Raw genomic sequence first — 23,784 nt, 5'->3', positions numbered from 1 at the left:
CTCGCAACCCCGGCTCACTCCTCGCGCTCACCGGACCGCCTTCGTTCGCGACTGCGGGGCTCGCAACCCCGGCTCACTCCTCGCGCTCACCGGACCACTCCCATCAGGGCGGCCGCAAGCCCGATCAGCAGCGCGCCGGCCAGCACACCGGCGGCGGCGCGGGGCAGCGCCGCCCGGTGCAGCGCGGCCAGCCCACCGCCCAGGCCGGACGCGGCCCGCCCGCTGCCCTCGACGGCGCCGTCCACCACGACCTCGTCACCGGTACGCGTCGCCCGCGCCAACGCCCGGACGGGGCGTACGACAAGGGTGTGCTGGACGTCGTCGAGCCGGAACGCGCGGGCGAGGACCGGCCGCAGCGGGCCCAGCGCGGACGCCGGGTCGGCGGCCGGATCCCGACGCCAGCGCAGCGCCACCAGGCCCGCCCCGACCACCAGCAGCGCCAGCGGCAGCAGTACGCCCGGCCCGAGGTGGACCAGGCCGTCCTCGGAGCCCGCAACCGGCACGGTGGGGAACCGGAGCCGGTCGGCGAACGCCCCGACGTACCCGGCCAGGCCGAGCAGCGCGGCGGGCACGGCCAGCAGCAGCACCGGCCAGCGCAGCAGCGCGGGCGGGTCGTGCGGCGTGACCAACGGGAGTCGGGGTTCGCCGAAGAAGGCCCGCAGCAGCAGCCGACCCGCGTACCAGGCGGTGACCGCCACGCCGACCAGCCCGGCGATCCAGACGATCCAGCCCACCCAGGAGGGCGCCGGGCCGGTGCCCTCCAGCGCGGCCGACTCGGCGACCGTGAGCACGCCGTCCTTGCTCCAGAAGCCGGCCAGCGGCGGCACACCTGCCAGCGCGCCGAGGCCCACCACAGTGCACCAGAAGGTCACGGGCATGCTGCGCCGCAGGCCGCCCATCTCCGACATCAACGTGGTGCCCACGGCGTGGATCACCGCGCCGGCGGCGAGGAACAGCAGCGCCTTGAACGCGGCGTGGGTGAGCAGGTGGAACAGCGCCGCCGACGGTGAGCCGACCGCAAGCGCGCCTGTCATGTAGCCCAGTTGGGACACCGTCGACCAGGCCAGCACCCGCTTGATGTCGTCCTGGGCGGTGGCGGCGAGCGCACCCAGCAGCAGGGTGATCGCGCCGATCACCCCGAGGACGGTAAGCGTCACGGGCGCGGCGGTGAACAGCGGGTAGAGCCGGGCCACGAAGTACACACCGGCGGCGACCATCGTCGCCGCGTGGATCAGCGCGGAGATCGGCGTCGGGCCGGCCATCGCGTCCGGCAGCCAGGTGTGCAGCGGGAACTGTGCGCTCTTGCCGGCGACCCCGGCGAGCAGCAGCAGGCCGGCGGCGGTCAACGTCACCCCGGAGTGGTCGTGGACGAGCACGTCGGAGATCCGGAAGCTGCCCGCCGACACGCCGAGCAGCGCGATGCCGAGCAGGAAACCGACGTCACCGACGCGCGTCACCAGGAACGCCTTCATGGCGGCGGCCGGAGCGCCGGCCAGTCGGCGGTCGTGGGCGATGAGCAGGTACGAGCACAGGCCCATCACCTCCCACCCGACCAGCAGCATGATCAGGTCACCGGCTACCACCACCAGCAGCATGGCGCCGGTGAAGAGGCTGATCTGCGCCGCGTACGGCGGGTAGCGGTGGTCGACGTCGATGTCGTCGTGCGGACCGCGCCGCAGGTAGCCGATCGAGTAGACCTGCACGGCCAGGGCGACCGCGGTGACCGCCACCGCGACGAGCGCGGCCGCGCCGTCCAGCCGTACGCCAAGGGTCACCGCCAACCCACCGATGTCGACCCAGGTGGTCGACGTCTGCGTCGGACCGTCCACGGTCACCAGCAGCGCGACGGCAAGCGCCAGCGCGCCCGCCGCGCCGGCCACCCCGAGTGTCACGGCGGCCGTCCGCGCCCGGTCACCGCCCGCCGACTCCGGCCGGTGGCGCGGGGCCGGCGGCAGCAGCAGGCCGAGCAGACCGGCGGCCAGCGGTACGGCGGGCAGCAGCGCCCCGAGCAGCCCGGTCACCGGCCCGCCTCCACATCCTGGCCGACTGCCGACGCCGACCCGGCAGGCTCGGTCAGCGGCACGTCGTCCACCGCGACTGTGGTCCGCAGCCGGTAGAGCTGAAGGACGATCGCCAGCCCCACCCCGATCTCGGCGGCGGCGAGGACGATGACGAACAGCGCGAAGACCTGCCCGGAGTGCGGCAGCACGGCACGGACGGTGGTGTCGGCGGTGACCAGGATCAGGTTCACCGCGTTGAGCATCAGCTCGACAGCCATCAGCACCAGCACCGCGTTGCGCCGACGCAGCACGCCGTAGACGCCGAGGCCGAACAGCAGCGCGGCGGTGACGTACGGGATGACAGGCCTCACCGGCGCGCCCCCGCGTCCACGTCGGCCTCGCGTGGCGCCGCCGGAGCGGGCCGGCCGATGTCCGGCCGGGACAACACCACCGCGCCCACCAGCGCCGACAGCAGCAGCACCGAGAGCACCTCGAACGGCAGCACCAAGGACTGGAAGATCTGCTCGCCCAGCCGCTCGGCGGTGCCCGCGCCAACCAGCTCGACAGTGCTCCACCGGTACGCGTCGACAAGCAGGACGGTCAACCCCAGCCCGGCGCCGCCACCGATCAGGGCGGCCGGCCAGCCGGGCCGGTCCAGGTCGTCGGAGGCGCCGATCGGCGCCCGGGTCAGCATCACCGCGAACAGCAGCAGCACCACCACCGCGCCCACGTAGATCAACACCTGCACCCAGGCGACCAGCTCGGCGCCGAGCACCAGGTAGTCGCCGGCCAGCGCGCCCAGGCAGACCACCAGATAGAGGCCGGCGCGGACCAGGTGCTTGGTGGTCACCACCAGTACGCCGGCACCGACCGCCACCGCGCCGAGGGCGATCAGCAGCAGATCCGCGCCTGTCACGAGGCGGCACCCGGGTCGGCGCCGGGCTCGGGGCGTACCGCCGGCGGAGCCGGACGCGCGGCCTTGCGCGCGGCGGCGGTCTCCTCCTTGGCCGGCTCGCCGTTCGGGTCGTGCGCGGGCGGCGGCGGCACCGTGGCCATCCACTGGCCGAGGTGGTCCTTGTCGTGCAGCAGGTCCTTGATGTCGTACTCGGCGTACTCGAACTCCGGCGACCAGTAGAGCGCGTCGAACGGGCAGACCTCGATGCAGATGCCGCAGTACATGCAGAGCGAGAAGTCGATGTCGAACTTGTCGAGCACGTTGCGCTGGCGGGGCCGGGCGGCGCCGGGCACCGCCACCTCCTCCTTGTGCGAGTCGATGTAGATGCACCAGTCCGGACACTCGCGGGCGCAGAGCATGCAGACGGTGCAGTTCTCCTCCGACAACGCGATCACGCCGCGCGAGCGGGGTGGCAGCTCGGGTGCCACGTCCGGGTACTGCTGGGTGGTCGAGCGGCTGGTCATCGTCTTGAGGGTGACCGCCAGCCCCTTCACCAGACCCGCACCGGGCAGGCCGCGGTCGCCGGTGCCGCCGGTCGGGCCGCCGCGCTCGCTGGGGTCGCTCATGTCGACCATCCTGCCCTGTGGCCACGGCGCGCGCGACCACCACCCACAGGTCGGCGGCGGTACCGTGGTCGCGGGGAGAACGACGCACCTGGAAGGACCCGCCATGACCGCCGCGCTGCAGAGCGACTACCCGCCCGAGAGCGGATGGACGACTGACGATCTGGACGCGCTGCCCGACGATGGCCGCCGCCGGGAACTGCTCGACGGAGTGCTGCTGATGTCCCCCTCCCCCACCCGTACCCCGACGTGCTGATCACCACGGCCGCCGCGGCGGCTCGCGAGCCGTCGAGGTACGAGCCGCACGAGGTGGTCGTCGCCATCGAGATCGTCTCGCCCAACACCCGTTCGATCGACCGGGTGTTGAAGCCGGCGCTGTACGCCCAGGCCGGCATCCCCTTCTACTGGCGGCTCGAGACTGAGGGCGGCGCGCTGGAGGTCGTGACCTACCGGATCGACGCGGTGAACGAGGTCTACACCGAGACCGGGCGGTGGACGAAGTTCGTCGACACCGGCGAGCCCTTCCCGATCAACCTGCCGGTCAGCCGGATCACGCCCCGGGTCCGCTGACGACGGCCGGTGGGAGCATCTCGACGCCGAGCTGCTGGAGCAGTTGGAACAGCTCGTTGCAGCTCCACACCTCGACGATCCGACCCGCCGCGTCGAAGCGCAGGAACGTCGCTCCGGAGTAGCTGACCACCTGACCGGTCGGCGGCACCGGCCCGAACTGGCCCATCTGGGTGCCCGCCGCACGCCAGTGCACGGCCACCCGCTCCCCCGCCGCCACCACGTCCACGATCTTGTAGCGCAGGTCCGGGAAGGCCGCCCGCCGCTCCCGGTGCCAGGCCAGCGTGGCCTCCGGGCCGGTCCCGCCCAACCCCGGGCACTCGTCGGCGACCAGCTCGTACGCCGATTCCTCCCGGCGGGCGTTCCACACGTCGGCGATGAACCGCCGGGCCGTCGCCTCCGCATCCGTCACCCCGGCAGGGTAACCGGACACCCGGTGGTAGATCCGTGAGGATGGGGTAGAGACAGGGGAATCAACCGGGAGGGTCACGTGGGCGAGGAAACAGGCGGGAAGTACGTCGAGCCGGGTGGCGAGTTCACCCGCGACCAGCGGTACATCGCCACCCGGATCACCGAGGACGGGCGGGACGGATACCCGGTGGAACCCGGCCGGTACCGGCTGGTGGTCAGCCGCGCCTGCCCGTGGGCCAACCGCCTGATCATCGTGCGGCGCCTGCTCGGCCTGGAGGACGCCATCTCGATGGCGGTGGCAGGCCCCACCCACGACGCCCGGAGCTGGACCTTCGACCTCGACCCCGACGGCCGGGACCCGGTGCTCGGCATCGAACGCATCCAGGAGGCGTACTTCAAGCGCTTCCCCGGCTACGAACGCGGCATCACCGTTCCGGCGATGGTGGACGTGCCGACCGGGCAGGTGGTGACGAACGACTACGCGCAGATGAGCCTGGACCTGTCCACCCAGTGGGGGGCGTACCACCGCGAGGGCGCCCCGCAGCTCTACCCCGAGCACCTGCGCGAGCAGATCGACGAGGTGAACGCCGTGGTGTTCCGGGACGTCAACAACGGCGTCTACCGGTGCGGCTTCGCCGGCAGCCAGGAGGCGTACGACAAGGCGTACCACCAGCTCTTCGACCGGCTGGACTGGCTGACCGAGCGGCTGACCGACCAGCGGTACCTGGTCGGCGACACCATCACCGAGGCCGACGTGCGGCTGTTCACCACGCTGGTCCGCTTCGACCCCGTCTACCACGGCCACTTCAAGTGCAACAGGCAGAAGCTGAGCGAGATGCCGGTGCTGTGGGCGTACGCGCGGGACCTGTTCCAGACCCCCGGGTTCGGCGACACCATCGACTTCGACCACATCAAGCGGCACTACTACGAGGTGCACCGCGACATCAACCCGACCGGGATCGTGCCGCTCGGCCCCGACCTGTCCAACTGGCTCACCCCGCACGATCGCGAGTCCCTCGGTGGCCGGCCCTTCGGCGACGGAACCCCACCGCCGCCCCCGGCCGAGCCGGTAGACCCCGCACACACCCCGCTGCGCTGAGCTCTCCCCCACCCGCCCGCCCCGGCGATCTTGCACTTTGTGACGCACCTATGCCCTGTTAAGTCCTTTTTGTCTAGGCAGAAAGTGCAAGATCGCCGGGCATGGGGCCGGGCGGGGTTACAGGGCGACGCGGACCGCTGCCGTGAGGACCAGCTGTGCCAGGGAGGCTGGCACCAGGACGAGCCAGCAGAGGCGCTGGAGCTGGTCCTCGCGCAGGCGGGGGTAGGAGACCCGCAGCCAGATGATCACGAAGGCGACGGCGAAGACCTTGAGCAGGGTCCAGAGCCAGCCGAGCTGGTCGTCGGCGAACGGGCCCTGCCAGCCGCCGAGGAACAGGACGGTGGTCAGCGCGGCGATCACCACGATGCCTACGTACTCGGCGAGCAGGAAGAACGCGAAGCGCAGACCCGTGTACTCGGTCATGTAGCCGAAGACCAGCTCCGAGTCGGCCACCGGCATGTCGAACGGCGGGCGGCGGATCTCGGCCAACCCCGCGACGAAGAAAATGATCATCGCGGGCGCCTGCCAGAGCAGCCACCACGGCTGCCACGCCTCGACGATGCCGGAGAGGCTGAGCGTGCCCGCCGCCATCGCCACCGAGGCGGCGGCCAACACCAGCGGCAACTCGTACCCGAGCAACTGCGCGGCTCCGCGCAGCCCGCCGAGCAGGCTGTACTTGTTGGCCGACGCCCACGCCGACATGAGCACCGCCACCACCCCGACGCCGACCACGGCCAGGACGAAGAACAGGCCGATGTCCAACGGTTGCCCGACCAGGTCGTTCGGGCCGAGCGGGATGACAAGCAGCACCAGCAGGTAGGGCACCAGCGCCACCGCCGGGGCCAACCGGAACACCGCCCGGTCCGCCTCGCGCGGGGTCACGTCCTCCTTCTGCACGAACTTGACCCCGTCGGCGACCAGCTGGGCCCAGCCGTGGAAGCCGCCCGCGTACATCGGGCCGAGCCGGCCCTGCATGTGCGCCATCACCTTGTGCTCGGCCTGGCCGACAATCAACGGCAGGGTGAGGAACGCGACAAGCACCCCGCCCACCCGCAGCACCAGCTCCACCCAGAGCGGCATCAGCGCGTACCCCCGTCGTCGTCGGCGCCGTCGGACGCCTGCGGGCCCGCGACCGGCCCGGGCCGCGCGGACCCCGCCGGGTCGCCGTCGGTGCCGGCAGGTCGGGGGGTACGCGCCGGACGGGCCCCCGGGGCCGGCCGCGCGGGCCGCTCACCGGCCGGCCGGGCCGGAGTGCCGCCGCGCGGGCCCTCCCCCACGCCACCCGCGCCCGCCGGCGTGGGTGTGGTCCCCCACTCGCCCGGAGCGGGCACACCCGGCGGGCGGATCGGTCGACGTCCACCGCCGGCCTCGGACTCGCCCGGCTCCTTCGCGCCCGGCCACGGCTTGGCCACCCGCGAGGCCAGCACGAACTCCTTGCGCAGCGGATGACCCTCGAACTCCGGTGGCAGCAGCAGCGGTCGCAGCTCACCGTGACCGGTGAAGCCGATGCCGAACATCTCGTGCGTCTCCCGCTCGTGCCAGGCCGCACCCGGGTAGACGTCCACCACGGACGCCACCGTGGCCGCGTCGCGGGGTACCCGGGTGCGCAGCAGCACCCCGTGCCGCAGCCGCGTCGACCAGAGGTGCGCCACCACGTCGAAACCCTCGGCCAGCTCGTCCACGGCGGAGAGCCAGTCGAAGTAGTCGCAGGCCAGCTCGGCGTCGTCGCGGGCGGTACGCAGCGCGGCCGACCAGTTCGCCGGCGGAACGTCGACTGTGGCGCGGGCGAACCGCTGCCCGCCGGAGACCGACGGGGTCGCCGCGACCGGCGCGAGCAGCGCGACCAGCCGAGCGCCGACCTCTTCGGGAGTCATGCCGCTGATCCTAGTGCCGGCCCCGGCCCGCGCCGGTCGGCCGCCGATGCCCGCCGGTCGGCCCGTGGGCACCGATCTGCCGGCTTTGCCGGGCGGCGCGAGTCCCGGCGGGGAAAGATGAGGGGCGTGCGCGCTGTGACTGTGACACCAGGGGTCGCCGACTCGCTGCGCCTCTCCGAGGACCATCCGGAGCCCCCCGCCGAGGAGGGCGCGGTCCTCGTCGAGGCGCTGGCGGTCGGGATCTGCGGCACCGACCACGAGATCATCGCCGGCGAGTACGGCGAGGCCCCGCCGGGCGCGGACCGCCTGGTCATCGGGCACGAGTCGCTGGGCCGGGTGGTCGAGGACCCCACCGGCACCCTGCAACCCGGTGACCTGGTGGCCGGGATCGTCAGGCACCCCGACCCGGTGCCCTGTCCGAACTGCGCCGTCGGCGAGTGGGACATGTGCCGCAACGACAGGTACACCGAACACGGCATCAAGGCGCTGCCCGGCTTCGCCCGCGACCGCTGGCGGATCGAGCCGCAGTTCGCGGTCCGGCTCGACCCGACGCTGGCCCAGGTCGGCGTGCTGCTGGAGCCGACAAGCGTGGTGGCGAAGGCCTGGGACCACATCGAGCGGATCGGGCACCGGGCCGAGTGGCAGCCGCAGACCGTCCTGGTGACCGGAGCCGGACCGATCGGGCTGCTGGCCGCGCTGCTCGGCACCCAGCGCGGGCTCACCGTCCACGTGCTGGACCGGGCCACCGACGGGCCGAAACCGGAACTCGTCGCCGGACTCGGCGCCACCTACCACGCGGTGCCCGTCAACGACCTGCCCTTCGAGCCGGACGTGGTGATCGAGTGCACAGGTGCGCCAACTGTGGTTCTCGACGTCATGTGCAAGGCCGGCCCCACCGGGATCGTCTGCCTGGCCGGAGTGTCGAGCGGGGGCCGGCGCATCGACTTCGACGCGGGCGCACTCAACCGGGAACTGGTACTGGAGAACAACGTGGTGTTCGGCTCGGTGAACGCCAACCGCCGGCACTGGGACATGGCCGCTCAGGCGCTCGCCCGCGCCGACCAAGTCTGGCTCGAGTCGCTGATCACCCGCCGGGTGCCGGTGAACAGGTACGCCGACGCGTACACCCCGGGCCCGGACGACATCAAGGTCGTGCTGGAGTTCGCCTCCTGAGCGACGCCCCGCCCGCTCAGAGACCCGGCAGCCGGCCGTTGCGGAACAGGTCGACGAAGAGCTGGTGGTCCTGCCGGGCGCGCACCCCGTACGCGTGCGCGAAGTCCACCAGGTGGGTGACGAATCCCGACTCGTCGGTGTCCACAGCCGCGACGATCGCCTCCTCGGTGGAGTAGTCCACCAGGTCGTGACTGGACTCGTCGTCGGCGACCGAGTGCATCCGGGCCACCGCCCGACCCAGGTCGACGAGTACCCCGCTCAGCTCCTCCGGCTCGTTCACGTCCGACCAGTCCAGGTCGGCGGCGTACGGGGAGACCTCGGCGACCAGCTGACCGGCCCCGTCCAGCTCGGTGAAGCCCAGCCACGGGTCGGCGTGCGCCTGCAACGCCCGCTGCGACTCGGCGGTCCGGTGCCCCTGGTGCTGGAAGTAGCCGCGGACCGTCTCGTCGGTGACGTACCGCGCCACCGCCGGCACCTGCGCCTGCTTCATGTAGATGACTACGTCGTTCTCCAGGGCCTCGGTGTGCCCCTCCAGCAGCAGGTTGTACGACGGCAGCCCGGCCGAACCGATGCCCACCCCCTTGCGCAGCACCACGTCCTTGATCCGGGTCGCCACCGGACGCAGCCGCGCCGAGGCGGTCGGCAGGGTGCCCAGGTACTCGTCGAAGGCGGCGCGGACCCTGTCCCGGGTGGCGTCGTCGATCTCGAAGACCCCGTCGCCGACCGAGAACCGCCGCTCGTAGTTGTCGACTGTCGTCTGCGCGGCGAGCAGGTCGACCCGGGTGCTGAGCCGGGCCTGCTGGAGCACCCGGCGCAGCACCCCGTCGGCGTTGTCGAGCGTGATCGAGCCGATCGCGTCGTCCCCGCCGGCGGCGATGGCCCGCAGCTCGGTCAGGTACGAGCTGGCGAAGCCCGCCACCAGCTCGCCGATCACCGTGTCGGAGAGCGCCTTGCCGTAGCCCAGCAGCGCCACGCTTGCCGCGAACCGCCGCAGGTCCCAGGTGAACGGCCCGACGTACGCCTCGTCGAAGTCGTTGACGTTGAACACCAGGTGCCCGGAGGCGTTCATGTACGTGCCGAAGTTCTCCGCGTGCAGGTCACCGTGGATCCACACCCGGCGGGTCCGATCGTCGAGGAACCGGTCGTCGGCGAAGTCGCCGAGCTGGTCGGCGTAGAACAGCGCGGCGCTGCCCCGGTAGAAGGCGAACGGCGACGCGGCCATCTTGCGGAACTTGCGCCGGAAGGCCGCCGGGTCGAGCGCCATCGACGCGCCGAACTCCTCGGTGAGCACGTCGGCGATGTGGGCGGACCGCTGATCCACTGAACTGCTCATGAGCCGCAGGCTAGACCTGCCAGTCCACAGCCGGTGTCAACCCGCCGCGGGTGGGCGTACCGGTGGGGCGGTGAGCGAGTCGACCGAGCGCGGGGCGGCGGCCTCGCGGGGCGGAGCGTCCAGCGGCGCGGCCAGCACGTCCCGTTGCGGCACACCCCCGATGCCGGACTGCTCGGCGGCGATCTTTTCCTGGAGGCGCAGGATGCCGTGCAGCAGCGCCTCCGGTCGGGGTGGGCAGCCCGGCACGTACACGTCGACAGGGATGAGCTGGTCCACGCCCTTGGTGACCGAGTACGAATCCCAGTAGGGGCCGCCGCAGTTGGAGCAGGCGCCGAACGAGATGACGTACTTCGGCTCGGGCATCTGGTCGTACAGCCGCTTGATGGCCGGGGCCATCTTGTCGGTCACCGTGCCGGAGACCACCATGAGGTCGGCCTGCCGGGGGCCGTGGGCGAACGGGATCACGCCGAGCCGGATGAAGTCGTGCCGGCCCATGCTTGTCGCGATGAATTCGATCGCACAGCAGGCCAGGCCGAAGTTGAACACCCAGAGCGAGTAGCGGCGCCCCCAGTTCAGCACGAACCGGATCGGCTCACCGAGCACTGCCGGTAGCTGCACGCCTGCCCCCTCCGTCCTCCAGCAGACAGTCAACCACAGCGTCCGGCTGGAACCCCGGGGACCACTCAGCGTCCTGGTCACCAGAGGGCGGTGCGATCGGGCCCGGCCGGACGTGCCGGCCGGGCCCGATCGCGGGCACGCTCACCCGCCGCTACGCCGCATTCAGGCAGTCGCCACCGAGGGGCCGGGGCCGATCGGCTCGGCAACGCTCGGGCCGGGGCCGATCGGCTGCGGGACGCTCGGGCCGGGGCCGATGGCCAGGGACACGCCCGGGCCGGGGCCGATCTCCCCAGGCGCGCCCGGGCCGGGACCGATCGCCGTGACGGCTGCCGCCACGCCACCCAGGCCGAGGGCGAGGCCCGCCGCCGCAGTCACTCCGCTGAGCAGGAACTTCCGCATCATCATCGTTCTCCCCGTGTCGTTGGGCTGATGAATTGACCGCACGGAACCGGCGAATGCCACAAAACCCCCGTTTAGTGACATTTGTCTATACTGATACCCGTTGATTGATTGCCCTCGCTGTGCATGGCGGGCGATGTCCCGGACGCGACACAAAGGTCGGCCGAAGGTGCGCAACCGCTCGGAGTGTCCGGCTGTGTGACGGGTGCCGGCGGGACACGCTGTCCGCGGTTACCACGGGGAGGACGAGTGCTTGTGACGAGAGAAGTACGGGTGGGCGGGCGGCCCCCCGACCCGCCGGGCGGTTCCGCTCCAGTAGCGGCCGAACTGGTCTTCGACGACTTCTACCACGCCCACTTCCGCGGGCTGGTCGTCCAGCTCACCGCGTACACCGGTGACCGTGGGCAGGCACAGGACCTGGTCCAGGAGGCGTTCTGCCGGGCGTACGCCCACTGGGACCGACTGGCCCGGTACGACGACCCGCTGGCCTGGGTGCGCCGGGTCGCCTGGAACCTCGGCCACAACCGCTGGCGGCGGCTGCGGACGGCGCAGGCGTGGCTGCTGCGGCAGCGGGAGACCCACGTGGCGGGACCGAGCCCGGACCGGGTCGCACTGGACACGGCGCTGGCGAAGTTGCCGCCGAAACAGCGGCGGGCCGTCGTCCTGCACTACCTCGCCGATCTGTCGGTCGCCGAGATCGCCGCCCAGGAACGCGTCGCCGAGGGCACCGTCAAGTCCTGGCTGCACCGCGGGCGGGCGGCCCTCGCCACGCACCTGCGCGACACCACCGAGGAGGTGCGAGATGTCTGAGCTGGAGACCCTCGGCCTCGCCGAAGAGTTCGCCCACTACCGCCGTACCGTGCTGGAGGAGGTCGAGGTGCCCGGGCCCGCCGCCGTCCGGCGGACGGTACGGGGACGCGGCCGTCGTCGGCTGGTGGCCACCACCACTGCGGCGCTCGCGCTGTTCGGCGGATCAGCCGTCGGGTACGCGGCGATGAGCGGGCCGGAGCACCGGCCGGGTCCGGTCGACCCGACGCCGAGCATCTCGGTGTCGCCGACCCCGACCGACCCGGCGACCCCGACCACAAGCCCGTCCGCGACGAGCGGCGGCCCCGCCTCCACCGCGCCCAACGGCCGGTTCAGCCGGGCGCAACTGCTCGGTGCGACGGTGACCCTGCCGGCCTGGCGGGCCGGGCCGGGCTGCCCGACGTCGGCCGTGCGGATCAGCGGCGACGACCGCGAGGGCGTCAACTGGCTGATCGCGATCGACCACGGTGACGTCGACGGGGACGGGGCGGTGGAGACCGTGGCGCTCGTGCAGTGCGTGCTCGGCACCCGGGGGCCGATGCAGGTGGTCGCCTTCGACCGGGACGAGGAGGGGAAGGTGGTCACCCTCGGCCGCGTGGTCGCGACCACCATCGACAAGCCGCAGTGGCTGTTCGGGCTCGACGTGGTCGACGACGGCACGGTGCGGGTGCAGGTCGGCGACATCGCCCCCGGCGGTGGCTGGCCCGGCGAATGGTCCCAGCGACAGTGGCGGGGCTACCGGTGGAAGGGGTCGACCTTCGCCCAGGTCTCCGGGCCGACAAGCTTCGGGCCCAACCCGCACTCCGCGGACCTCGCGGTCACCGCCACCGCGCTCGTGCTCGGCACTGCGGATGACGGCTCACGAACGGGTACGACAACGGTGCGGATCCGCAACAAGGGGGCCGCGGCGGTCCCGCGCGTGGAGCTGCGCCTGAACGTGCCGTCGGACGTCCGCCCGGACGTCGACGGGTGGGCGCCGTGTACCAACGAACCGCAGGACACCAGGCAACCGGTGACCTGTGGGCTTGGCCGGATCGGGGCCGGCGCGGAGGTGACGTTGACGTTGAGCTTCCGGGCCGCCGAGGGTGCCCCGGTGGGCACGGGTTCCGCCGTTGTGGAGGCCCGGCCGATGAGCGGCGACTTCACCTTCCTGCTGGACCGCCAGGAGTCCGACAACCGGGTCGCCATGGCCTACCGGTGACACCCGCCGGCCCGCGTCGCACACCGCTCGGGCGTGCGCCGCGGGCCGGCGCTGCGCTCACCAGGAGGGCCGTTGCAGCAGACCCACGAACTCGACGAGCAGCCGCTCCCGCAGTGCCGGCGGCGCGGCGTCGAGCAGTGTGTTCACCACAGCCATCCGGTCCGGCGTCGGCGCGTTCCCGGCACCGAGCCCGAGCCCGCCGGCGATCCCGGCGACCAGATCGGGCGTGAGCGCGTCAGGGGTCAGCGACCCCGCCAGCGCCATCAACTCGGGCGGGAGGGCCACCGGACCGGCCGCCCGGGCGGCGGCCACCGCGTCCGCCAGGTCCGGTGCGAATTCGGCGACCCGGGGCGCGACCGAGGCGGTCACCGTGAGGTGCACGCTGGCCGGCAGACCGGCGTACGACAGTTGGGGCTGGGTGTGCCAGCCACGCGCGGTCAGCTCGTCGACCAGGACGAACAGGTCGGGCCCGCCCTCGGTGGCGGTGAAGCAGACGACAGTCGACTCCGGCTCGGCCAGCAGCCGCAGTCCGTCGACGGAACGGACCGCGTCGGCGAGGCCGGCCACCGCGTCCCGGGTGGCGGTGGCCAGCCGCAGGTAACCGTCGTCGCCCAGGTGCCGCACCGTGGCGTACGCGGCGGCGATCGGCCCGCCCGAGCGGGTGGACGCGATCACCGGGTTGATCATCGTGTACCCGGGCCAGTCCGCGTACGCGAAGTACTGCGGGGCGCGCAGCGCGGCGTCGCGGTGCAGCAGCACCGACACCCCCTTCGGCGCGTACGCGTACTTGTGCAGGTCCACCGAGATCGAGGTGACGCCGGGGACCGCGAAGTCGAACGCCGGCACCGGCTCGCCGAGGCGACGCAGGTACGGAAGGGTCCAACCGCCGAAGCAGGCGTCCACGTGGCAGCGCACCCCGGCCCCGGCCGCCGCCGCCGCGATCTCCGCGACCGGGTCCACCACCCCGTGCGCGTACGACGGCGCGGAGCAGGCCACCAGCACCGTCTCCGGCCCGATCGCGGCGGCCATCGCGGCGGGGTCGGGGCGCAGTGTGTCCGGGGTCACCGGCACCACGTCCAGTGCCACCCGCAGGTAGTGCGCCGCCTTCGCGAACGCGGCGTGCGCTGTCGACGGCACCACGATCCGGGGTGCGGCGATCTCCGGGTGGGCGTCCCGGGCCGTCTTGACGGCGAGGATCAGCGACTCGGTGCCGCCGCTCGTGACACTGCCGACCACCTCCTCGGCGGTGGTGCCGGGGCCTCCGCCGAGCACCCGGGCCGCGGCGCCGACGAGCGCGTTCTCCATCGCCAGCAGGGACGGGAACGCGGTCGGGTCGAGCCCGTTGACGTGGGCGCTCTCGCGGTGCGCGGCGGCGGCCAGCTCGTCGAGCCCGGGCACCGCCGGGTCGTAGACGTACGCGAACAGCCGGCCGCCGTGGGTGGGCCGGTCCCCGTCCCGCAGCGCGCGGATCTCGGCGAGCACGACGTCCGCCGCCACCCCGTCCTTGTCGATCATGGAGTCATGGTGCCCTTCTCGTGACGGTCCCCCACCACGGCTTCCTGCCCGACGCGCGGGTGGTGCATGGCGGCGGCCAGGATGGCCGGGGTCAGGGTGTAGCGGCGCAGCAGGAGGATCGGGGGCGCGATCAGGACGGCGGGGATGACCGTGAAGCCCAGAAGCACGCCGAGGCGGGCCGCATCCGACTGGGCAGCCGCCGTGCCGGTGTCGGACGACACGTACCCGGAGAGCTGGAGCACCAGACCGTAGATGCCCGGCCCGAGGGCCAGGCCGAGGGTCTCCCCCGCGGTCCACAGGCCGGTGAAGACACCCGCCTGGCGGCGACCGGTGCGCGCCGTGTCGTACGCGATGCAGTCCGGCAGCATCGCCAACGCGAAGACCTGCTGCCCGGCGTACCCGACACCGATCACCGCGACCACCAGGTACACGGCGACCGGCGGGAGCACAGGCGCGGCGACCAGCACGAGCGCCCCGGCGGCGAGGATCACGGCCGCCGCGACCAGGCCCGCCCGCTTGCCCAGCCGGGCGCCGACCCGGCTCCACACCGGCATCACCAGCAGCGCCGGCCCGACGAAGCAGGCGAAGAGCAGGGTCGGGCCGCTCTGCTCGTCGCGCAGGATCTGCCCGGCGAAGTAGTTGACGCCGGCCAGGATGGTCGCCACCCCGGCGGACTGCACCACGAAGCAGATCAGCAGCGCCCGGAACGGCCGGTTCGCGGCGGCGACCGCGAGCTGGGCGCGCAGGCTGGGTTCGCTGCCGCCCACCGTGCCGGTCGGCGCGGCGCGGGTGCCGACGAACGCGCCGACGGCGCCGAGGGCGATGAGCGTCGCCACGAACAGGCCCATCCACCGGTGCCCGGGCAGGCCGTCGCCGCCGGCTGTCACCACGAGCGGGGCGAGGGCGCCGGAGACCAGGATGGTCAGCGCCAGCACGGCGATCCGCCAGGTCATCAAGCGGGTGCGTTCGGTGTAGTCGTCGGTCAGTTCCGCCGGCATCGCCACGTACGGCACCTGGAAGAAGGCGAACGCGGTGGCGGTGGCGAGGAAGGCGAGCGCCACGTACGCCCCGGCGGCCGGACCGTTGCCGAACGGCGCCGCGAAGATGGCCGCGAAGAGCACGGCGAGCACGAGACCGGCGACGAGAAGGTACGGACGGCGCGCGCCCCAGCGGGACCGGGTGCGGTCGGAGATCCGCCCGGCGACCGGGTTGACAAGCACGTCCCACGCCTTCGGCAGCAGCACCAGCAGGGCGGCCATCCCGGCGGCCACGCCCAACGTGTCGGTCAGGTACGGCAGCAGCAGCAGACCGGGCACGGTGCCGAACGCGCCGGTGGCCAGGGATCCGAGCGCGTATCCGGCGTGCACCGTCCGGGGCAGCGGGACAGCGGTAGGCGTACCTGTGGCACCCGGCGGCGGGTTCATGGGGCCGAATGTTACTCACGTTATGCCGGAGGTCACATCCCCTCCAGCGGCGACCAACCCGCCACCCGGATGTCCACTCCTTCGCCGCGCAGCGGCACCCCCTCGGCGCGCAGCCGGGCGCGTGCCTCCCGCTCGTGTCCCGGCGGCAACCGACCGGCCGAGCTGACCACCCGATGCCAGGGCACCGAGCCGCCGTGCCGGGCCATGATGTTTCCCACCAGGCGCGCGGAGGCACGGCCCGAGCGTTCGGCGAGCGCGTCGGCGACCGCCCCGTACGACATCACCCGGCCCGGCGGGATGCGCTCGACCAGGTCGAGCACCGCCTCGACGTACTCGTCAGGTGTCACAATCGGCCACCATATGGGAACGTCGCCGGGCGCTGCCGCCGTGACCACGCAGAATGGGCGGGTGCGCGACGCAGTCACGGCGGCCCGGCGGGTCGTCGTCAAGATCGGATCCTCCTCGTTGACCACCGCCACGGGCGGCCTGGCCGACGGGCGGGTCGACGCGCTCGTCGACACCCTGGGGCGGCTCACCGCCGAGGGGCGCGAGGTGGTGCTGGTGTCCTCCGGCGCGATCGCCGCCGGCCTGGCCCCGCTCGGCCTGACCCGACGTCCGCGCGACCTGGCCACCCAGCAGGCCGCCGCCAGCGTCGGGCAGGGCCTGCTGATCGGCAGGTACGCGGCCAGCTTCGCCCGGCACGGCCGCACCGTCGGGCAGGTGCTGCTCACCGTCGACGACGTGACCCGACGCGCGCACTACCGCAACGCGTACCGGACGCTGCGCAAGCTGCTCGACCTGCGGGCGGTGCCGATCGTCAACGAGAACGACACGGTGGCCACCGAGGAGATCCGGTTCGGGGACAACGACAGGCTGGCCGCCCTGGTGGCCGCGCTCGTGCACGCCGACCTGCTGGTGCTCCTGTCGGACGTGGACGCCCTCTGGACCGGCGACCCGGCCCGGCCGCAGTCGACCCGGATCACCGAGGTCCGCGACGACGCCGACCTCACCGGCATCACCATCGGCGGGGCCGGCCGCTCCGGCGTCGGCACCGGCGGCATGGTCACCAAGGTGGAGGCCGCCCGGATCGCCACCGGCTTCGGCATCCCGGTGGTGCTCACCGCCGCCGACCTGGCCGCTCCGGCGCTGGCGGGTGAACCGGTCGGCACGCTGTTCCACCCGCAGCGGCAACGCCCCACCGCCCGGCTGTTCTGGCTTGCCCACGCCACCTCACCCCGGGGGCGGCTGCACCTCGACCCGGGCGCGGTGGCCGCGGTCGTCGCGCGGCGCAAGTCGCTGCTGCCCGCCGGCATCACCGCGGTGGACGGCACGTTCACCGCCGGCGACCCGGTGGACCTGGTGGACACCGCAGGCGCGCCGGTCGCCCGCGGCCTGGTCAACTACGACGCGGTGGAGCTGCCCGGGCTGCTCGGTCGTTCCACCTCCGAACTCGCCGCGGCGCTCGGCCCGGCATACGAACGGGAGGTCGTCCACCGCGACGACCTCGTACTGCTGTAAGCAAGGGCCCTTTGTTAACGCCTGGTGTTGTACAAGGGGCCCTTCCTAACGCGAGGAGTGACCGATGAGCGTCATCGAGCAGGCGCGACGGGCGCGGGACGCCGCAGCGGACCTGGCCACCGCCACCCGTACCGGGAAGGACGCCGCGCTTGTCGCGATGGCCGAGGCGCTGGTGGCGCGTACCCCGGAGATCCTGGCAGCGAACGAGGCGGACCTGGCGGCCGGCCGGGAGGCCGGGCTGAGCGCGGCCGTGCTGGACCGGCTCGCCCTCGACGCCTGCCGGGTGGCCGGCATCGCCGACGCGCTGCGCCAGATGGCCGCGCTGCCCGACCCGGTCGGCGAGGTGGTCCGCGGTTCGGCCCTGCCCAACGGCCTGGAGCTGCGCCAGATCCGGGTGCCGTTCGGGGTGGTCGGCATCATCTACGAGGCGCGACCGAACGTGACGGTGGACGCCGCAGGGATCTGCCTGAAGTCCGGCAACGCGGCGCTGCTGCGCGGGTCGTCGTCGGCCGCGCACTCCAACGCCGCGCTGGTCGCGGTCCTGCGGGACGCGATCACCGGCGCCGGCCTGCCCGCCGACGCGGTGCAGTTGCTCGACGCCAGCTCCCGCGACTCGGTGAAGGAGCTGATGCGCGCCCGGGGGCTCGTCGACGTGCTCATCCCGCGCGGCGGCGCGTCGCTGATCCGCACAGTCGTCGAGGAGTCGACAGTGCCGGTGATCGAGACCGGGGTGGGCAACTGCCACGTGTACGTGGACGCCGACGCCGACGTGGCACAGGCCGTCGCGGTGACGCTCAACGCCAAGACGCAGCGCCTCTCCACCTGCAACACGGCCGAGTCGCTGCTGGTGCACGCCGACGTCGCCGACGCGTTCCTGCCGGCCGCGCTCGCCGCGTTCGCCGAGGCCGGGGTGACGGTGCACGGCACCCCCGAGGTGGCCGCGTACTCCGCAGCGGTGGTCCCGGCCACCGACGAGGACTTCGCCACCGAGTACCTGTCGGCGGACATCTCCGTCGCGGTTGTCGACTCGCTCGACGCGGCGGTCGCGCACATCCGGCGCTACGGCACCGGGCACACCGAGGCGATCCTCACCGACTCGGCGAGCGCGGCCCGCGAGTTCGTCGCCCGGGTGGACGCGGCGGCCGTGATGGTGAACGCCTCGACCCGCTTCACCGACGGGGGCGAGTTCGGCTTCGGCGCGGAGATCGGCATCTCCACGCAGAAGCTGCACGCCCGCGGCCCGATGGGTCTGCCCGAGCTGACCAGCACCAAGTACGTGGTCACCGGGAACGGGCACGTCCGCTAGGCGACGGTCACCGGGCGGCAGGCCCGGATCGCCGAGAGCGTGGTGTGCACGTCGAACTGGTGGCCGTCGTCGCTCTCCCAGCCGCCGTCGCTGCGCTGCGTCTCGGCCAGCCGGCGGAGCGCCCGCACCATGACCCAGTCCTGCGCGTCGATGCCGACCCGGCGTAGCGTGGCCGCCAACCAGGCCACGTCACCCGGGGACATCGTCGCCATCCGCTCGGCCAGCACCACCTGGATGCGCGCCGACTCGTGGAACATGTCCTGCCGGTGCAGCACCGCCGCGCTCAGCCAGCCGGCGGCGAGGAACGACGGCCAGCTGCCGTCCGGGCGGATCCGTCCGGCTATCGAGTGGGCCGCCGCCTGGACGACGCCGGCGTACGCCCCGCCGACCCGGTGATCGAGCGGCCCGGAGGCGCGGGCGTCCAGCCCGGCGACGGTGAGCCAGAAGCCCGCATTGGCGGTGACGAAGAGCTTGGCCTCGGGGTCGCCGGGACGGGCCCACTCCGGAGCCGAGCCGGCCAGCGAGGCGTCCTCGTCCCAGCCGCCGTCGGCCTGCTGGCGTGACGCCAGCCAGTCCAGTGCGCGGCGGGCGGCGGGACGGCCGAGCGCGCCCAGGTCGTCCAGCTCGGCGAGCCGGAAACAGGTCGCGTCGATCGAGGCGACCTCGCCACCCCACGTCGCCGGCCAACCGCCGTCGGACGACTGGCCGACCTCGGCCGTCTCCAACAGCTCGGTGGGCACCGGGGTGCCGTTGCGGAGCCACGAGAGACGGGCGCGTTCCACCGCGTCCCCATGCGCCACGACGAACCCGATGGCGGCTTCCATGTCGACCACGGCGGGAACGCTACCTGCGCAGACGCGATACCGCCTCGGGGAATCGGCCAGCCGGGAGTGGCTGCGTCGCTCCGACCCGACGGCGACTCGTCGTCATGTGCGTCGATTTGCCGGGACGGCGGTGACGCCGCCCCGGCTCAACCGGTCAGTACGCGGGCAGCGACGGGTCGATCTGCTTGATCCAGGAGAGCACGCCGCCCTGCACGTGCACGGCGTCGCGGAACCCGGCGGCCTTGAGCGCGGCGAGCGCCTCCGCCGAGCGGACCCCGGACTTGCAGTGCAGCACGATCTGCCGGTCCTGCGGCAACTGCGCGAGGGCGTCACCGGAGATGATGTCGCCCTTGGGGATGAGAGTGGCGCCGGGGATCCGGACGATCTCGTACTCGGCCGGCTCCCGGACGTCGACGAGGAAGATGTCCTTGCCGGCGTCCTGCCACTCCTTCAGCTCCAGCGCGGTGATCGTCGAGTCGAGCGTCGCCTCCTGGGCCCCCACCGAGACCGCGCCGCAGAAGTCCTCGTAGTCCTCGAGGAGGTCGGTGACGCTCGGGTTCTCGCCGCAGAGCACGCAGTTCGGGTCCTTCCGGACCTTGATCTTGCGGTATTCCATCTCCAGGGCGTCGTACACCATGAGGCGGCCGACAAGCGGCTCACCGATGCCGGTGAGCAGTTTGATCGCCTCGTTGACCTGGATCGAGCCGATCGACGCGCAGAGCACACCGAGCACGCCGCCCTCGGCGCACGACGGGACCATGCCGGGCGGCGGCGGCTCCGGGTAGAGGCAGCGGTAGCAGGGGCCGTGCTCGGCCCAGAACACCGACGCCTGGCCGTCGAAGCGGTAGATCGAGCCCCAGACGTACGGCTTGCCGAGCAGCACCGCCGCGTCGTTGACCATGTAGCGGGTGGCGAAGTTGTCGGTGCCGTCGACGATCAGGTCGTACTGGGCGAAGATCTCGCGGACGTTCTCCCGGTCCAGGGCGATGTTGTGGATCTCCACGTTGACCAGCGGGTTGATCTCGCGGATCGACGCGGCGGCGGATTCGGCCTTGGACCTGCCGATGTCTGACACGCCGTGGATGACCTGGCGCTGGAGGTTCGACTCGTCGACGGTGTCGAAGTCGATGATGCCGAGCGTGCCGACCCCCGCCGCGGCGAGGTACAGCAGGGCGGGCGAGCCGAGGCCACCGGCCCCGACACAGAGCACCCTGGCGTTCTTCAGCCGCTTCTGCCCGGCCACCCCGACGTCCGGGATGATCAGGTGGCGTGAGTAACGGCGGATCTCGTCAACGGTCAGCTCGGCGGCGGGCTCGACGAGCGGGGGCAACGACACGGTGGACTCCCCGGGATCGGCGGTCTGAACGGCGCCATTGTTGCTCGCCGGGGCACCCCTCGGCCATGAGGGAGGACACGTGGTCCGCGATGCGGGAGCGGGAATAACCGACAGCCGGTCGATCAGGGGACGAACTCACCCGCGTAGCGACGACCGTCGACGTACGGCCAGGCGTTTGCCACGCAGCCCTCGAGGCCGTACGTCTGCTGCTGCATGACCGGCGCCGGCTCACCCGGGCCGGGGCAGGCCTCGTGCTGCTCGCCGAACTCGTGGCCCACCTCGTGGTTGACGACGTAGGTGCGGTACGTGTCCAGCGGGGCGCCGTAGTCGGGCACGGCCTCCTGCCAGCGCGCCAGGTTGATGATCACCTGCCCGGGCAGCCGGCAGGACGTGTACCGCTCGGTGCTCAGCCCGCCCTCGGCGCACATCCGCTCCGAGGTGACGGGGGTGGCCAGGTAGATGGTGAAGTCGGCTGCCCCCGCGTCGGCGACCCGTTGGACGCGCAGCTCACCGGAGGCGATCCAGCTGCGCCTGTCGGTCAGCACCTCGTCCACCTTGGCGGCGAACGCGTCGACGTCCTGGCCGGTGCCGCGTTCCACAGCGACCCGGTACCGGTGCAGCGGGCCGTCCTCGCCGTGCACTGTGGTTCCGCCATCGGCGGCGGTGAAGCGTCCCGCGCCGACGGACGGGTAGCTGCTGGGCGCCGGGTGGGCGGCCCCGCCGCCCAGTCCCATTCCGCCCTGGGTGGTGGTGGCCGGCACGTCGGCCGGCGGTTCGCCGCCGCGGGAGACGGTCACACCGACGGCGGTGGCGAGCACCAGCGCGCCGATCAGCAGGCTGCGGCGCCGGCGCCGGTGCATCCGGACGAGGGTGGGACGGCCGTGCCGGTACGCCGACCGGTCCGACGGATCGGGCGGCTGAGGCGGGCCGTAAGGGGACGACGGCGTCATGACGCCCAGCCTGCCAGATTATTCGGGCATTTCTCCGCTTATACCGCTATTCACGCAAGAGGGATGCTTCGTCAGAGCCCGGGACCGGCGTAACGGCGTCCGTCCAGGTACGGCCACGGGTTGACCCGACACCCGTTGAGGAACAGCGTCTGCTGCATCATCACCGGCGCCGGCCGCCCCGCCCCCGGACAGCGCTCGTGCCGGTGCCCAAGCTGGTGACCCACCTCGTGGTTGACCACGTACGTCCGGTAGACCGACAGCGGCACGCCGGCCGAGACGTAGTGCGGCACGGACAACCGCCACCGGTCCAGGTTGATGATCACCTGACCGGGTGCCCGGCAGGACGTGTACGGGCGACCCCCGATCCGGATGTCCACCCCACCGGCGGCGCACATCCGACCCGCCGTACGGGCCGTGGCCAGGTAGACGGTGAAGTCGCGGGGCGCGTTGCCGGGCACCTGCTGCAACCGCAGCCGCCCGCTGTCGACCCAGCTGCCCGGCCCGGCGAGCGCCGCCTCGACGGCCCGCCCGAACCCGACGGCGTCCTCGGCACTGCCCGATTCCACGGCCACCCGGTAGCGCCGCAGCTCACCCGCGCGACCCAGCACCGGGCCGGAGCGGTCGTCATAACCGAACCGGCCCGCACCCGCGCTGGGTACCGACCCCGGCAGCCGCAACACCGCGGGCGCACTCGGCGACGCCGACACGGACGGCGACGGGTCCGCCGACGGCGGCAGCGGCGCGGCCACCAGCGGCGGCGGCACGCTGCTGATCTCATCCGCCGCCAGCCGGTCCGCCTCGGGACGGCCACCCGGCCCCTCGGCGACCACGATCACCACCGCACCGACGGCCACCACCACCGCCATCAGTTGCGCGAACAGGGCGAAGCGACGGTGACGACGAGCTGACCTGGGCATCCGGCTCAGCCTGACAGATCAGACCGCCCGGTCGCGTCCTCCGTTTCGGCGAGCAGACCGACCACCGCCCGGGCGACCAGCCGGGGCACCTCCAACTGCGCCACATGACCCACGCCGTCGAGCATCAGCAGACGGCTGTCCGGGATGACCCGCGCGGTCTGCGGCGCGACCCGCACATCGACCAGCCGGTCCGCCCGACCGCCCACCACGAGCGTCGGCGCCCGCACCGACCGGGCCAGCCGCCACAGCGACCCCGACCCCGGCAGGTACGCCCGCAGGAAACTGGAGACCAACCCGCGGAACGTCCGCACGTACGCGGCCGCGTAGTGCTCCGCCTCGTAGCGCACCCGGATCTCCTCCAGCGCCTCGGCGCGGCGCTGGTCGCAGATCCGGTCGAGGTCCGCCACACACGCCTCAAGCACCTGCTGGGCCATCACCTCGGGCGCGAGCTGGGTGAGGTACCGGCCGACCAGCCGTTCACCGCCGGGAATGGCGAGCACCGGCAGCATCCGACCCTGCAACGAGCGCCGGAAGTCGAGGAACGGCAGCGCCGGAGAGATCAGGGTGAGCGTTCGGACCAGGTCCGGTCGCAGGGCGGCCACCTGGACCGAGACCGCGCCGCCCAACGAATTGCCGAACAGGTGCACCGGCCCCCGGCCGGAGTGCTCGATCCAGCGGACGACCAGATCCGCGAAGGCGGGGATCGTGTAGCGGCGACCCGGCTCGCTGCGGCCGAACCCGGGCAGGTCGATGGCCTGACCGTCGAGCCGGTCGGAGAGCAGCCCGGCCAGGTCCGTCCAGTTCTGCGACGAGCCGCCCAGCCCGTGCACGTACAACGCCGGTTCCGCTCCGGCGGCGGTGGCCGGAGTGTCCCGCACGTACGTGACCGAGCTGCCGAGGCGTACCTCACGCCCCGGCCACGGCGGCGGAACCCGGTGCTCGGGCAGAAGCTCGTCCGGCCAGAGGATGGCGCGTTTCATCGTTCCAGTCTGCC

At 72.8% G+C, this 23,784-nt stretch carries 25 protein-coding genes and 1 pseudogene; 8 read left to right on the top strand and 18 right to left on the bottom strand.

Features of this window, described 5'->3' with window-relative positions; genetic code table 11:
* Positions 1-86 precede the first annotated feature (86 nt).
* From AB0N27_RS23025 to AB0N27_RS23010, 4 genes are read right to left on the bottom strand one after another with little or no spacing between them, the layout of a single operon-like run.
* Entirely contained in the window at positions 87-2,021 is a 1,935-nt protein-coding gene (locus AB0N27_RS23025; protein WP_364373312.1) for an NADH-quinone oxidoreductase subunit L, read from the bottom strand.
* A complete protein-coding gene (gene nuoK, locus AB0N27_RS23020) occupies positions 2,018-2,371 on the bottom strand; it encodes an NADH-quinone oxidoreductase subunit NuoK (RefSeq protein ID WP_364373309.1) in 354 nt (117 codons plus the stop codon). The genes AB0N27_RS23025 and nuoK overlap by 4 nt, the downstream gene beginning before the upstream one ends.
* The gene (locus tag AB0N27_RS23015; protein ID WP_364373306.1) at positions 2,368-2,916 is read right to left on the bottom strand and encodes an NADH-quinone oxidoreductase subunit J; all 549 of its coding nucleotides are present in this window, start codon (positions 2,914-2,916) and stop codon (positions 2,368-2,370) included. Before AB0N27_RS23015 ends, nuoK begins: the two co-directional genes overlap by 4 nt.
* Positions 2,913-3,530, bottom strand: a complete 618-nt coding sequence (locus AB0N27_RS23010; protein ID WP_364373303.1) for an NADH-quinone oxidoreductase subunit I — start codon at positions 3,528-3,530, stop codon at positions 2,913-2,915. The genes AB0N27_RS23015 and AB0N27_RS23010 overlap by 4 nt, the downstream gene beginning before the upstream one ends.
* A gap of 94 nt (positions 3,531-3,624) precedes the next feature.
* On the opposite strand from AB0N27_RS23010, the gene AB0N27_RS23005 reads away from it, so the two are divergent.
* On the top strand, positions 3,625-3,774 hold the full coding sequence (locus tag AB0N27_RS23005) for a hypothetical protein (RefSeq protein WP_364373300.1): 150 nt from the start codon (positions 3,625-3,627) through the stop codon (positions 3,772-3,774).
* Complete coding sequence (locus AB0N27_RS23000) at positions 3,768-4,088, top strand: Uma2 family endonuclease (RefSeq protein ID WP_364373297.1); 321 nt, start codon at positions 3,768-3,770, stop codon at positions 4,086-4,088. The genes AB0N27_RS23005 and AB0N27_RS23000 overlap by 7 nt, the downstream gene beginning before the upstream one ends.
* Here AB0N27_RS23000 and AB0N27_RS22995 read toward each other — a convergent pair.
* The gene (locus AB0N27_RS22995) at positions 4,069-4,497 is read right to left on the bottom strand and encodes an ester cyclase (RefSeq protein ID WP_364373294.1); all 429 of its coding nucleotides are present in this window, start codon (positions 4,495-4,497) and stop codon (positions 4,069-4,071) included. The two genes, AB0N27_RS23000 and AB0N27_RS22995, sit on opposite strands and share 20 nt — an antisense overlap.
* Before the next feature lie 60 nt (positions 4,498-4,557).
* On the opposite strand from AB0N27_RS22995, the gene AB0N27_RS22990 reads away from it, so the two are divergent.
* A complete protein-coding gene (locus AB0N27_RS22990; RefSeq protein WP_364373406.1) occupies positions 4,558-5,595 on the top strand; it encodes a glutathione S-transferase C-terminal domain-containing protein in 1,038 nt (345 codons plus the stop codon).
* Between the two features lie 117 nt (positions 5,596-5,712).
* Here the strand turns inward: AB0N27_RS22990 and AB0N27_RS22985 are convergent, their stop codons facing one another.
* Complete coding sequence (locus AB0N27_RS22985) at positions 5,713-6,675, bottom strand: complex I subunit 1 family protein (protein ID WP_364373291.1); 963 nt, start codon at positions 6,673-6,675, stop codon at positions 5,713-5,715.
* A complete protein-coding gene (locus AB0N27_RS22980) occupies positions 6,675-7,469 on the bottom strand; it encodes an NADH-quinone oxidoreductase subunit C (RefSeq protein ID WP_364373287.1) in 795 nt (264 codons plus the stop codon). The genes AB0N27_RS22985 and AB0N27_RS22980 overlap by 1 nt, the downstream gene beginning before the upstream one ends.
* Before the next feature lie 126 nt (positions 7,470-7,595).
* On the opposite strand from AB0N27_RS22980, the gene AB0N27_RS22975 reads away from it, so the two are divergent.
* Positions 7,596-8,642 (top strand): glucose 1-dehydrogenase, encoded by a 1,047-nt coding sequence (locus AB0N27_RS22975; protein ID WP_364373284.1) that lies wholly within the window; start codon positions 7,596-7,598, stop codon positions 8,640-8,642.
* 16 nt (positions 8,643-8,658) lie between these two features.
* On the opposite strand, the gene AB0N27_RS22970 is transcribed toward AB0N27_RS22975, so the two are convergent.
* From AB0N27_RS22970 to AB0N27_RS22960, 3 genes are all read right to left on the bottom strand, one after another.
* On the bottom strand, positions 8,659-9,975 hold the full coding sequence (locus AB0N27_RS22970; RefSeq protein WP_364373281.1) for a DUF2252 domain-containing protein: 1,317 nt from the start codon (positions 9,973-9,975) through the stop codon (positions 8,659-8,661).
* Positions 9,976-10,011: 36 nt separating this feature from the next.
* Positions 10,012-10,593, bottom strand: a complete 582-nt coding sequence (locus AB0N27_RS22965; RefSeq protein ID WP_203177146.1) for an NADH-quinone oxidoreductase subunit B — start codon at positions 10,591-10,593, stop codon at positions 10,012-10,014.
* Between the two features lie 162 nt (positions 10,594-10,755).
* On the bottom strand, positions 10,756-10,998 hold the full coding sequence (locus AB0N27_RS22960; protein WP_364373277.1) for a hypothetical protein: 243 nt from the start codon (positions 10,996-10,998) through the stop codon (positions 10,756-10,758).
* Between the two features lie 267 nt (positions 10,999-11,265).
* Between AB0N27_RS22960 and AB0N27_RS22955 the strand changes: the two genes are divergently transcribed.
* Together AB0N27_RS22955 and AB0N27_RS22950 are read left to right on the top strand one after the other, a co-directional pair.
* Positions 11,266-11,802, top strand: a complete 537-nt coding sequence (locus AB0N27_RS22955; protein WP_364373274.1) for a SigE family RNA polymerase sigma factor — start codon at positions 11,266-11,268, stop codon at positions 11,800-11,802.
* Positions 11,795-13,000 carry a hypothetical protein gene (locus AB0N27_RS22950; protein ID WP_364373271.1) on the top strand — a complete coding sequence of 402 codons (1,206 nt, stop codon included), beginning with the start codon at positions 11,795-11,797 and terminating at the stop codon, positions 12,998-13,000. Before AB0N27_RS22955 ends, AB0N27_RS22950 begins: the two co-directional genes overlap by 8 nt.
* Before the next feature lie 57 nt (positions 13,001-13,057).
* Here the strand turns inward: AB0N27_RS22950 and AB0N27_RS22945 are convergent, their stop codons facing one another.
* Genes AB0N27_RS22945 through AB0N27_RS22935 form a run of 3 tightly spaced genes read right to left on the bottom strand, consistent with a single transcriptional unit; the run spans position 13,058 to position 16,286 of the window.
* Complete coding sequence (locus tag AB0N27_RS22945; RefSeq protein ID WP_364373268.1) at positions 13,058-14,515, bottom strand: aminotransferase class V-fold PLP-dependent enzyme; 1,458 nt, start codon at positions 14,513-14,515, stop codon at positions 13,058-13,060.
* On the bottom strand, positions 14,512-15,939 hold the full coding sequence (locus AB0N27_RS22940) for an MFS transporter (protein ID WP_364373265.1): 1,428 nt from the start codon (positions 15,937-15,939) through the stop codon (positions 14,512-14,514). The genes AB0N27_RS22945 and AB0N27_RS22940 overlap by 4 nt, the downstream gene beginning before the upstream one ends.
* Positions 15,940-15,971: 32 nt before the next feature.
* A complete protein-coding gene (locus AB0N27_RS22935) occupies positions 15,972-16,286 on the bottom strand; it encodes an MGMT family protein (RefSeq protein WP_364373262.1) in 315 nt (104 codons plus the stop codon).
* A 13-nt stretch (positions 16,287-16,299) separates the two neighbouring features.
* Between AB0N27_RS22935 and proB the strand changes: the two genes are divergently transcribed.
* Positions 16,300-17,457, top strand: a complete 1,158-nt coding sequence (gene proB, locus AB0N27_RS22930; RefSeq protein ID WP_364373259.1) for a glutamate 5-kinase — start codon at positions 16,300-16,302, stop codon at positions 17,455-17,457.
* Between the two features lie 64 nt (positions 17,458-17,521).
* Positions 17,522-18,763, top strand: coding sequence for a glutamate-5-semialdehyde dehydrogenase (locus tag AB0N27_RS22925; protein ID WP_364373256.1), 1,242 nt, complete (start codon positions 17,522-17,524; stop codon positions 18,761-18,763).
* Here AB0N27_RS22925 and AB0N27_RS22920 read toward each other — a convergent pair.
* From AB0N27_RS22920 to AB0N27_RS22900, 5 genes and pseudogenes are all read right to left on the bottom strand, one after another.
* Complete coding sequence (locus AB0N27_RS22920) at positions 18,760-19,596, bottom strand: prenyltransferase/squalene oxidase repeat-containing protein (protein WP_364373253.1); 837 nt, start codon at positions 19,594-19,596, stop codon at positions 18,760-18,762. The two genes, AB0N27_RS22925 and AB0N27_RS22920, sit on opposite strands and share 4 nt — an antisense overlap.
* Positions 19,597-19,741: 145 nt before the next feature.
* Positions 19,742-20,990 (bottom strand): annotated as a pseudogene (moeZ, locus tag AB0N27_RS22915) (adenylyltransferase/sulfurtransferase MoeZ).
* A 55-nt stretch (positions 20,991-21,045) separates the two neighbouring features.
* Complete coding sequence (locus AB0N27_RS22910) at positions 21,046-21,783, bottom strand: DUF3152 domain-containing protein (RefSeq protein WP_364373250.1); 738 nt, start codon at positions 21,781-21,783, stop codon at positions 21,046-21,048.
* Between the two features lie 161 nt (positions 21,784-21,944).
* Positions 21,945-22,790 carry a DUF3152 domain-containing protein gene (locus tag AB0N27_RS22905; RefSeq protein WP_364373247.1) on the bottom strand — a complete coding sequence of 282 codons (846 nt, stop codon included), beginning with the start codon at positions 22,788-22,790 and terminating at the stop codon, positions 21,945-21,947.
* 5 nt (positions 22,791-22,795) lie between these two features.
* On the bottom strand, positions 22,796-23,770 hold the full coding sequence (locus tag AB0N27_RS22900; RefSeq protein ID WP_364373244.1) for an alpha/beta hydrolase: 975 nt from the start codon (positions 23,768-23,770) through the stop codon (positions 22,796-22,798).
* Between the last annotated feature and the right edge of the window lie 14 nt (positions 23,771-23,784).

It is taken from the genome of Micromonospora sp. NPDC093244, from assembly GCF_040683695.1.
GTDB lineage: Bacteria > Actinomycetota > Actinomycetes > Mycobacteriales > Micromonosporaceae > Micromonospora.
This window is presented reverse-complemented; position numbering and strand designations above follow the sequence as displayed.

Excerpts from the sequence above, each read along its gene's own strand:
- AB0N27_RS23010 (WP_364373303.1), bottom strand. The coding sequence starts at position 3,530 with ATGGTCGACATGAGCGACCCCAGCGAGCGCGGCGGCCCGACCGGCGGC.
- AB0N27_RS23005 (WP_364373300.1), top strand. The coding sequence starts at position 3,625 with ATGACCGCCGCGCTGCAGAGCGACTACCCGCCCGAGAGCGGATGGACG.
- AB0N27_RS22985 (WP_364373291.1), bottom strand. The coding sequence starts at position 6,675 with ATGCCGCTCTGGGTGGAGCTGGTGCTGCGGGTGGGCGGGGTGCTTGTC.
- AB0N27_RS22980 (WP_364373287.1), bottom strand. The coding sequence starts at position 7,469 with ATGACTCCCGAAGAGGTCGGCGCTCGGCTGGTCGCGCTGCTCGCGCCG.
- AB0N27_RS22970 (WP_364373281.1), bottom strand. The coding sequence starts at position 9,975 with ATGAGCAGTTCAGTGGATCAGCGGTCCGCCCACATCGCCGACGTGCTC.
- AB0N27_RS22960 (WP_364373277.1), bottom strand. The coding sequence starts at position 10,998 with ATGATGATGCGGAAGTTCCTGCTCAGCGGAGTGACTGCGGCGGCGGGC.
- AB0N27_RS22950 (WP_364373271.1), top strand. The coding sequence starts at position 11,795 with ATGTCTGAGCTGGAGACCCTCGGCCTCGCCGAAGAGTTCGCCCACTAC.
- AB0N27_RS22945 (WP_364373268.1), bottom strand. The coding sequence starts at position 14,515 with ATGATCGACAAGGACGGGGTGGCGGCGGACGTCGTGCTCGCCGAGATC.
- AB0N27_RS22940 (WP_364373265.1), bottom strand. The coding sequence starts at position 15,939 with ATGAACCCGCCGCCGGGTGCCACAGGTACGCCTACCGCTGTCCCGCTG.
- proB (WP_364373259.1), top strand. The coding sequence starts at position 16,300 with ATGGGAACGTCGCCGGGCGCTGCCGCCGTGACCACGCAGAATGGGCGG.
- AB0N27_RS22925 (WP_364373256.1), top strand. The coding sequence starts at position 17,522 with ATGAGCGTCATCGAGCAGGCGCGACGGGCGCGGGACGCCGCAGCGGAC.
- AB0N27_RS22910 (WP_364373250.1), bottom strand. The coding sequence starts at position 21,783 with ATGCACCGGCGCCGGCGCCGCAGCCTGCTGATCGGCGCGCTGGTGCTC.
- AB0N27_RS22905 (WP_364373247.1), bottom strand. The coding sequence starts at position 22,790 with ATGCCCAGGTCAGCTCGTCGTCACCGTCGCTTCGCCCTGTTCGCGCAA.
- AB0N27_RS22900 (WP_364373244.1), bottom strand. The coding sequence starts at position 23,770 with ATGAAACGCGCCATCCTCTGGCCGGACGAGCTTCTGCCCGAGCACCGG.